The sequence below is a fragment of the Candidatus Syntrophosphaera sp. genome (assembly GCA_019429425.1).
Taxonomy (GTDB): Bacteria; Cloacimonadota; Cloacimonadia; order Cloacimonadales; family Cloacimonadaceae; genus Syntrophosphaera.
In genome coordinates this window covers 19,562-27,274 of record JAHYIU010000027.1, presented here as the reverse complement: position 1 = coordinate 27,274, position 7,713 = coordinate 19,562, and the positions used below count along the sequence as shown (strand labels likewise).

Here is a 7,713-nt window from a genome sequence, read left to right as displayed (position 1 = left end):
GCTTCTTTGACCAAACGTTCCAATCTAAAGCGCTTAAACAAACCCGTGGCACGGCCTTCAACTAAACTCGAAGATTTGACTTGACTAAATTGGCTGATTCTGGGATAAATCACTTTTGAACCTCGTTTGTATTTGGCTTGTATAATATTGTGCCACAATATAATACGAGGTTCTTTTGTCAAGAATTATTTTTAACTATCTTCCTGTGTCCCAGAAGATTAGACATGTGGGAAAGATCAGCAGTAAAACCAATTATCGGGCTTGGAGTCCGGAGGACGGCAGTGCATTAGCACGGTATGGAGCGCAGCGGAATGCCGTGGTATGCGGTCCGTGTTTAATTTTTACCCCACCCCACCCCATTTGACCGGGCTTCGTCCGGTCAAATGGGGTGGGGTGGGGATTCTTTTTTTTGTGATGATCGCCTAGGGTCACGGCATTACGTTCCTTGCCCCGCAAACTCGCTTCGCTCCCTTGCGTGCCTGCGTCGCTCCATACCGTGCTAATGCACTGTTGTCCTCCGGACTAATCCGGTGATTACAAAGACTCTCATAGGCATACATAAAATCAATAAAATAACTCCCTCCCTTTCAAAACCCAGACATTTCTGCTATAACGACTGTGTGACCACCCACCGGCCAACAAGTTGTCTGGCGATGACCCCGAAAAGCCAGTGTTACGCAGGGATCACAGGTCTGGGCAAGGATCAGATAAAACATGGCACTTGACACAAAAATGGAAATCATTTAGGCTGTTATCATGGTGGTGGGAAAGAATAAGCTGGTTTTTGGTGCTGGTTTTTACGACAGCCGGGATCTTGTGTTTCCCAAATCTAATGTTGTTTCGGATAACAGCACCTGTTGTGCAGGAGGATAAGATGATCAGAATGGATGTATTGTTAGATCCGGGTTCTTTACACAATCACCCTGATCCTGGAAGTTCGGATATTTGTCATTCTTGTAACCAATGTTCTTGCCATACTTCGATAAATGCCATGGCTGGATTCCAAGGTTGGCAACGGGAGGAAAGATGAATAAATTAAGCAGCGCAATTCTCCTGATCCCACTGCTTATATCGTTTAACATCCTGTATGCGATAAACGATATGCCCGTCATTGCTTCCTTTCAGGGAGAGCACCATAGCTCTGATTACGGCTACTCGATGGTATCTTTGGATTTCAACCATGATGGACATGATGATTTGGCAGTCTGCTCTTTTGCTTACGGATACGACTATGGTATAACCCCGGCAAGAGGTAAGATCTATATCTATTATGGTGGAGCTGGTTTCAATTCAACAACTCCTGCCAGCATAACAATAGAAGGCACTTATGCCAATAGCGTGGGCAGAAGAATTTGGGGGATTTATAGAGTCGGTGATATCAGTGGTGATGGCTTTGATGATCTCTGTGTGTACATAGAAGACCACATATCCTGGAATGAGAGCTATAAGAAACTGCTCTTCTTCTATGGTGGAACCACCAATCTGGATAATCCTGATTATGTGCTCAATTTGTATGGAAGCGTATACACTTTTTTTAGGATATTACCCCTGGGTGATGTAAATGGAGACGGCTTCGGAGATATGGGGTTCTATTACCTGCATTCTCCTTCTTACCTGAATAGACTATCAATCATCTGGGGAGGATCATTTCAAGAACAAGTTGTTTCTAATGGTGAAGCAAGTTATTCTTACTCATGTTCAATCCATGGTATCGGTGACATCAACAACGATGGCTACGATGATTTTACAACAGGCTTTGCCACCCCGTCTTCAGATCCAACCCACAATCTGATTCGGCTATATTATGGCAATGCTGCCGGGAATACCGATGATCCAATCACGCTCATCTATTGCCAGTATGGAGTATCAAGAGGCAGCAAACCGTTGGGAGACATGAATGGCGACGGTTATGACGACTTCATGGGCTACATTACGGATGAGGGGATGCATGCCTGGCTGGGTGGAACTAACATCAACTACGCTGTACCTGATTTTGATATGGACCCTCCCTGGTATGGCGGAGAGTTCCAGCGTTCGCTGGAGCATGGCGATTTCAATAACGACGGATATGAAGACGCAGTTGGAGCGAGCTTTGGAAGCGGGTTCGCGGTTTGGCTGGGCAAACAAAACGTAAATGGAACTGCTGACATGATCAAAAACAATCCCGGATATGAGAACTACGGCTATAGTCTGGTAACCGGAGATTTTAATACTGATGGTTATGACGATATAGCCATAGCCGCGTCCCATGAATACGATCCCTGGCCATGGGGTAACTTCAATGGATATGTATGGGTATTTGGAGGTAATGCCCAGCTTGAGGACACAACCGTGGCAAACGATGACCCGGTGCTTCCAGGAATTGGAGACCAGTTTACTATTCGGGTAAGCCCCAATCCTTTTTCATCACAAATCCAGATTGAGCTAAGCCCCTTAAAACAAACGGATGTGAACATAAAACTCTTTGACCTGAAGGGGCGTCTGCTGAGAGGAATTGATCTCTCCCATTTTCTCAATGGCAGCATAAACTGGGATACCCATGATCTCTCCAGTGGCGTGTATCTGCTGCAGGTACAGGCAGGAAGTGATACCATCACAAAGAAGATCACCTGCCTGAAATAACGCGGATCGGAGCATATATGACAACCGTGCTGGGATCGCCGGTAATCCATAGCCGGGACGAAAGACGCAATAAACCACACGAAACAGGATAAAAAGCCCACGGGAAAACGATAAGCCGGATTCTGTGGCCCCCGCTCGCGCGGAGGCTGATGTCCATTCCTCTGGATCCGCCCTCGCGGACGGATTCAAGCTGCCTACCCGGAAGCCGTAACCGCGCGGGCCGCGCTTCGTGGCTTCCCTATTTGGCATTGCACCGGATAAGGCTTTCCCGGCAAACCCTGTCACCAAGGCTTCCGGTGGTCTCTTACACCACCATTTCACCCTTGCCCGGCACTGAAAAAAAGCTGCAGTCTCTCAACGACAACCAAAAGGAGCGTGCCGGGCGGTTTGTTTCTGTGGAGCTGGCTCCGCATTGCTGCGGCTTCCCGTTAGGAAGTATCCCGCCCTGTGGTGTCCGGACTTTCCTCTGCCCCTTGCGGGACAGCGGACATCTGGTTTTCCCGTGGTTTAATTACAATTTAATGAAAAGGTGGAGGGGAGTCAAGCTTTTTGTTAGCAAGGTTTTTATTGTGCTGGTTTAACATCTGGTCAAAGACGCAAATTGGGTAGAAAGCTCAGCTATTTTTCACAAACCGGTTTCAACCGGGGCAGGGACGGGGCTGAAAAACCAAATTTGGCTACAACCAATCACGATGGCTGAAGCCACCGCCTATATTCCTGCACCCCACCTGCGGCGGGGTTTGCCATCAATCTGAGCACGGGGGTGGCGATAGCGAAAGAGAAGGAGCCTATACTCTTGTAATGAAGTCTAGTCTGAGGCTATCTTGACCACCCGGCGCAGCTCGGAAGCCTTTCCCTGCCTGGCCTGGAGCAGATAGATCCCAGCCGGGGCGACTCTGCCAGAGGCAAAACGCCCGTCCCAGACGATCTTTCCATCCGGCGAAGGGCCAAATTCGCGGACCAGTTCCCCGCGCAGGTTGTAGATCCTGAGAGTGGGGTTGGCCGCCCGGGAATCGAGCCGCACCGTGAGTTGGGAGGCAAAGGGATTGGGATGCGCGCTGCTGATGAGGGAGAAAGGCGGCTGGATGGGATCTTCAACTGCTGTGGAATTGCTGGCAATACTTACGTACTTAACTGAATTGGCGGCCAGATCGACATTCACGTGGCAGACATTCTCCTGGGCGCCGCGGTCCACCTGGGACAAAACTCCGTTGATCACGCTGTAGCCATGGTTTCCTGGCGGCATGCGGAATTTGAGGAGGCTGTGTTCAAAGGCCAGAGGCTGATTGTTGGAAACGATCGCCAAAACGCTGTCCGCGCTGGCCGTGTTGGAGGGATAAAAGCTCGCGTACAGGCTGCCGCCCGTCGCTCCGGCATAGATCGTGTTCTGGGGCTGGAGTTGGGAGCCGTTGACCCGGACCACGCGATAGGCGCGGTTTCCGTTGCAGACGCTGCGGGTGGCAAGGGTGTAGGGATGGGAGTAGATGGAGCCGCTGTTGTAATGGATATGGCCCCAGAGTTCCATGTCGGCGCCGAGGGCATTGAGGTTGATCTGATCGGAAAAATCGTAGTGGTGGAAGAGGATTTTGGTCTTGTCCGGCTGGAAGGCGAGGCGCTCGTTCAGCCAGAGCATCTGGGTGTAGATAAAGCTCTGCCCGCCATAGATATTGGCCCGCCAGTTGTCATAGTTGTCATAGGCCTCCAGGCCGATGAAATGCAGGTCGCCATAGAAGAAATCGTAATCCTGGGTGTGCCGGGGCCAGTTGGAATCGGGATTGTCCAACCAGGGCCAGCCAAAATAGCGCCACCAGTTGCGGCGCGCGCTGCCCTGAGGCGGCGGGGTCGCGTTCCAGCCACCGATGTCGTGGTTTCCGGCCGTCACGAAAACGGGAACCTCAAGCTCCTCCAAAAGTCGCTGGGTCCAGCCATACCAATGCTGCCCGGCAAAGTTTTCCAGTTCGCCTTCATTGAGCAGATCGCCGGTGAGCAGCACGAATTCCGGATTGATCAGATTGATGTCCTGGATTACGCTGCGAAAGTCGTTCACCGAGGTGGAATCCGTGTCGTAGCTGTAATCGGGATAGTAGATGCGGGTGGGCAGATGCAGGTCCGTGATGTGGACGAAATAAAAGCTGCTTTTGCGGGTGGGGATCACGCGCACGGCGTTGGCGGTGACGTCTTCGATGCCTCCGGAGGCGTTTACGCGCAGGTCATAGAGCTCAAAAACCGGCACGGAAGGCACCGTCGCCTGCAATTCCCAGCGCTCGGGGTTGGTCAAAAACTGGCTGCTGCTGATGTTCAGGTCTATCGTCTTGGAGCCGTGGCGGAGTTGGGCCTGCCAGTTGGAGCTTGAGGCAGGCGCGACGCAGGTGATGAACAGGGTTTCGCCCGGAACGTGGATGGCCGGCACATTGAGGATGGGGCTCATGATCACGGTTAGGGTGTCGCCGAGGGCGTTGTAGGGGCTGACCGCGGCCAGTCCGAAGCTGACGCAAATCAGGAGCAGAGAGAGGATTAGCTTCATATGGGAGCGGCCGGATCAGATGGCGGCAAGGATGGAGCTCACCTGCTGGGCCGGGATGGCAAAACCAATGCCGATGTTGCCTCCGGTCTCGGAAAAGATGAAGGTGTTGATGCCAATCACCTCACCCTTGATGTTGACCAAAGGCCCGCCGCTGTTTCCTGGATTGACGGCCGCGTCGGTCTGGATCATGCCCCGGTAGCTGCGTCCTTCCTGAGGCGCGAAACTGCGGTTGATTGCGGAGATAACTCCAAGCGAGACAGTGGGTTTGGGGTCGCTCATCATGAATCCGTAGGGATTTCCCAAGGCTATGGCCCATTCCCCGATCAGCAGATCTTGGGAATTGCCCAGTTTGGCATAAGGCAGGTTTGTGCCCACGATCTTGAGTTTGGCGATGTCGTGCGTTTCGTCGATGCCAATCAGAACGGCGTCAAATTCCCGCTTGTCCGGCAGCACGATCGTGATCTCCGAGGCTCCGGTGACCACGTGGGCATTGGTTACGATCAGGCCGCTGGGATCGTAAATGACTCCGCTGCCGATGCTTACCACTCTGCGCTGCATGGGGATGTTGCCGAAGAAATCGAAGAAGCCAAAACCCCTGTAGGCGCCGCGCACGATCTGGGTCTTGGTGACGTTGACGCTCACCACGGCTGGCTCGACGGCCTGGACGGCAGCGGTGATGTCGTTATGGCGCAGGCTGGTGGAGGCTATCTTCGCTGCAGCGTCCTGCCCCAATCCGAGATTCTGGTGGTATTGGTTGATCAGCATCATGGAGATGCCAACATTGAGGATCAGCACCACGATCGCCAGGACAACTGCGGTTGATGTTTTCATAAGTCTTCCTATTTGAAGCGTTTGATGGCAAATTCGATGCTGGCCAGGCTGACCCTGGTCTCATGGCAGGGCCCTTTGGGGCGTTCGTTGAGAATGGCATAGACCGGAAAGCTCCAAGCATCGCGCACTCCGTCGACCAGGTCGCGATGGCAGGCCACGGCCACGATCACGTCAGGATCTTTGTCCGCGATCAGTTTACGGGCCAAAGAACCGCCTGTCGCCACCGCAGCATCGACTTTCTGGGTCTCCACCAGCTTCTTGATCGTGGCGATGTCGCAACCGCCACATTCTTCGCAATTGATGATATCCGTGGTGATGCGCACGGTGCAGTCGTCCTTCTGCAGGCAATGCGGCAGCAGCACGAGGATGTTGGAATTATGGATGTCCTGTTGGTCCGTGAGCACGGTCTCGTTGTTGAAATTGAGGAAGGACTCGATGAGAACGCCCTTGTGGGATAATGTGATGAAGGCCAGCGCCTTGGACAGGGGGTAAAAAACATGGACCAGCATCCACTTGCTGAGCTGCTGCAGCCAGCGGGGCCTGATTTTCAGGTGGGTGGACATCAGGGTGACAACCCAGGTGGCGACCAGGAAGAGCAGGATCACCAGCAGCGGTGAGTAGATGAAGGTCTGGGTGCGGGTGAGGCCCGGTTTTTGCAGGGCGTGGGATAAAAAGCCGAAATAGATGGCGCTGAGGATGATCAGGCTGATGCTGACAAAGGTGGGAAACTTGATCACGGAGATGTATTGGTCCTGATCTTTCATTATTCCTCCTGTTTGATGTTTTGAGGGCTGGTTTGCTTGTCCGGGGAAAAGCCGTCAGCCTCGTCAAGCCTGGCCCCGAGCTGAAAAGCCCAGGCATCCATGGCTTTTTTGCCGGCCGGCTGGACCTGCAGGACCAGAAGCTGCAGGTCGCGGCAATTCACTTTGAAGCCTGTGTTCCTGACTATTCCTGCGATCGTACCGGGCGTGTTTTGGGCTGTTTCCTCAGTTGGCAAGGCTTTCAGGATCTTGAGGGGCGACCCGCGCAGCCAGGAAAAGGCGCCGGGGACAAGGGAAAAGGCGCGGACATGGTTCAGCACCTGAACCGCTGGCTGGTCCCAATCCAGCTGCAGGTCGTTTTTTTGCAGCTTGGATGTGTGGGTGGCCAGACTTTCATTTTGTTCCCAGGGTTCGATCACGCCCCGTCGCATAGCACCGATCAGGTCGAGGAGCATTTCTGCGCCCAGGATGGCCAGCTTGTCGTGCAGGGAACTGAAGTTGTCATCCCGTGCGATGGGAATTTCCTGCTGGGCCAGGATGGGGCCGGCATCCAGGCGCGCGGCAAGCTTGAAAATGGTCATTCCGGTCTTGGCATCACCGTTGAGCAGGGAGCTCTGGATCGGAGTCGCGCCCCGGTAAAGGGGCAAAAGCGACGGATGCAGATTGATTGCGCCCAGGGCGGGCATCTTTCTCAGTTCCCTTTTCAGCAAACCGCCGTAGGATGCGGTGACGATCAGTTCTGGGTCCAATTTCCTTATCCTGTCCAGGCTTTCGGGGGAGTTGATATCCTCCGGTTGGAAGAGCTCCAAACCTTGGCTGGCTGCAAATTCTGCCAGAGGACAGGGCTGGGGCCTCAAATGGCGTCCGGCCGCCTTATCCGGCTGGCTGACAACCAGTTGGGGTTGCCCTATCTCGAGCAGCCCGCGCAGGGCCGGGATCCCGAAAGCTGAACTGCCGGCAAAGATGTATCTCATT

The 7,713-nt window shown here is 53.4% G+C and carries 5 protein-coding genes and 1 other RNA gene; 1 reads left to right on the top strand and 5 read right to left on the bottom strand.

Annotated elements, in window-relative coordinates:
* The first annotated feature begins 1,026 nt into the window (after positions 1–1,026).
* Positions 1,027–2,622, top strand: coding sequence for an FG-GAP repeat protein (locus tag K0B87_04385; protein MBW6513977.1), 1,596 nt, complete (start codon positions 1,027–1,029; stop codon positions 2,620–2,622).
* A 96-nt stretch (positions 2,623–2,718) separates the two neighbouring features.
* On the opposite strand, the gene rnpB is transcribed toward K0B87_04385, so the two are convergent.
* The 5 genes from rnpB to fmt form a co-directional block, all read right to left on the bottom strand.
* Positions 2,719–3,125, bottom strand: an RNA gene (gene rnpB, locus K0B87_04380) — RNase P RNA component class A.
* 305 nt (positions 3,126–3,430) lie between these two features.
* A complete protein-coding gene (locus K0B87_04375) occupies positions 3,431–5,146 on the bottom strand; it encodes a metallophosphoesterase (GenBank protein ID MBW6513976.1) in 1,716 nt (571 codons plus the stop codon).
* A gap of 15 nt (positions 5,147–5,161) precedes the next feature.
* Entirely contained in the window at positions 5,162–5,977 is an 816-nt protein-coding gene (locus K0B87_04370; GenBank protein MBW6513975.1) for a trypsin-like peptidase domain-containing protein, read from the bottom strand.
* Positions 5,978–5,985: 8 nt separating this feature from the next.
* Positions 5,986–6,741: a DUF116 domain-containing protein gene (locus tag K0B87_04365; protein MBW6513974.1), complete on the bottom strand. Its 756-nt coding sequence runs from the start codon at positions 6,739–6,741 to the stop codon at positions 5,986–5,988.
* Complete coding sequence (fmt, locus tag K0B87_04360; GenBank protein MBW6513973.1) at positions 6,741–7,712, bottom strand: methionyl-tRNA formyltransferase; 972 nt, start codon at positions 7,710–7,712, stop codon at positions 6,741–6,743. Before fmt ends, K0B87_04365 begins: the two co-directional genes overlap by 1 nt.
* Position 7,713 lies beyond the last annotated feature (1 nt).

Excerpts from the sequence above, each read along its gene's own strand:
- K0B87_04375 (MBW6513976.1), bottom strand. The coding sequence starts at position 5,146 with ATGAAGCTAATCCTCTCTCTGCTCCTGATTTGCGTCAGCTTCGGACTG.
- K0B87_04385 (MBW6513977.1), top strand. The coding sequence starts at position 1,027 with ATGAATAAATTAAGCAGCGCAATTCTCCTGATCCCACTGCTTATATCG.
- K0B87_04365 (MBW6513974.1), bottom strand. The coding sequence starts at position 6,741 with ATGAAAGATCAGGACCAATACATCTCCGTGATCAAGTTTCCCACCTTT.
- fmt (MBW6513973.1), bottom strand. The coding sequence starts at position 7,712 with ATGAGATACATCTTTGCCGGCAGTTCAGCTTTCGGGATCCCGGCCCTG.
- K0B87_04370 (MBW6513975.1), bottom strand. The coding sequence starts at position 5,977 with ATGAAAACATCAACCGCAGTTGTCCTGGCGATCGTGGTGCTGATCCTC.